The 1431-nt window shown below is 67.9% G+C and carries 2 protein-coding genes; one reads left to right on the top strand and one right to left on the bottom strand.

From position 1 onward, the window contains the following. Positions 1-25: 25 nt before the first annotated feature. Positions 26-912, top strand: a protein-coding gene (locus ACZ6Y7_RS37935; protein ID WP_465762543.1) for an IS5 family transposase whose coding sequence is annotated in 2 segments (ribosomal slippage) — positions 26-374 and positions 374-912 — 888 coding nt in all. Because the reading frame shifts where the segments join, the coding sequence is not laid out codon by codon here. Between the two features lie 9 nt (positions 913-921). Here ACZ6Y7_RS37935 and ACZ6Y7_RS37930 read toward each other — a convergent pair. Continuing rightward, positions 922-1350: a DUF6210 family protein gene (locus tag ACZ6Y7_RS37930; protein ID WP_465762542.1), complete on the bottom strand. Its 429-nt coding sequence runs from the start codon at positions 1348-1350 to the stop codon at positions 922-924. Between the last annotated feature and the right edge of the window lie 81 nt (positions 1351-1431).

The following is a 1431-nucleotide window of genomic DNA, read 5'->3' as shown; positions in this document are numbered from 1 at the left end:
TAGGCCGTGTCTCATAATTGATCTTGTGGTGGGGCGAGGAGAGATAACGGACGCTGCGTGGTCGCGGGTTGAGCCGCTGCTTCCGCAGAGCGACGGCGCTGGACGTCCGTGGCGAGACCATCGGCAGGTCGTGAACGGGGTGCTGTGGCGGCTGCGGACCGGGGCGCCCTGGCGCGACCTGCCCGAGCGGTACGGGCCGTGGCAGACCGTCTACCGGCGCTTCGCCCAGTGGGAGAAGGACGGCACCTGGGCCAGGCTGCTGCAGGAGGTCCAGGTCCGCGACGATGCGGTGGGTGCCGTGGAGTGGACGGTTTCGGTCGACTCCACGATCGCCCGGGCACATCAGCATGCCGCGGGCGCCCGCAAAAAGGGGCTGACACAGGGGACGAATCGGAAGATCCGGCAGCTGTCGCGCGTCGCGAGGCGCTCGGCCGGTCCCGGGGTGGGTTGACGACCAAGGTCCATCTGGCGGTTGACGGCCGCGGTCTGCCGCTCTCGATCGTGCTCAGCACCGGGAACACGGCGGACTGCACCATGCTCCCGGCCGTGCTGGACGCGATCCGTATCCCGCGAAGTGGCGCCGGACGCCCGCGCACGAAGCCCGACCGGGTCGTGGCGGACAAAGCCTATTCATCCCGAAAGATCCGCCACCTTCTGCGGCGCCGCAGGGTCAAGGCGACCATCCCCGAGCGCCGGGACCAGATCGCCAACCGAGCCCGCCGCGCGAGCGGGGGTGGTCGGCCGCCGTCGTTCGACAAGGTTGCCTACCGGGGGCGGAACGTCGTCGAACGGTGCTTCGCCCGGTTGAAGCAGTTCCGCGCCGTGGCAACCCGGTTCGACAAGCTGGCGGCCCGCTACCGGACCGGGGTGGTCATCGCGGCGCTGATCCTCTGGCTCAGGGCCGACGGCTGATCATCGTGTTCAGTCCGAGTTGAACCACACCAGCACTCCGGGACCGTCCGGCGTGATCACCGGCACCCACGCCTCATCGGCCTCACGGATCCGGCTCTCGTCCAGCTGCAGAGCGTGCGGCTCCTCGGTCGTCCCGTCGCACGCCCAGTAGCGGAGGGCTCCGATGATCTCCCGAAGCCTGTCCCGCTCGTCATCCGGCCACCCGTAGTTCCAGGTGCCGGCGCCACGGAAGTGCTTCTCGAACAGCTCGCGCAACGCGTCCAGCTCATCAGGACCGAACAGCGGCACCAGAAAGCCCTCGACCTGTCCCTGCCGACAAGCCGTTCCGCCGTACTGCTGCTGATAGAAGACCCCAGTCGTCGCTTCGACCACCACATACAGCCAGCCGCCGGCACTCATGCCATCAGGATCGAGGAAGACGAAACGTCGAGAGCTCATGGCGCCAGTCTTCCGGGCTGCCCGCCACGAGCTCAACGACATTTGACCCTGCAAGATCAATTGCGAGACACGGCCTAGGGC

It is taken from the genome of Kitasatospora sp. NPDC053308 (assembly GCF_055585785.1).
The sequence above is the reverse complement of the archived record's forward strand: the minus strand, read 5'-3'. Positions and strand labels throughout refer to the sequence as shown.

Excerpts from the sequence above, each read along its gene's own strand:
- ACZ6Y7_RS37930 (WP_465762542.1), bottom strand. The coding sequence starts at position 1,350 with ATGAGCTCTCGACGTTTCGTCTTCCTCGATCCTGATGGCATGAGTGCC.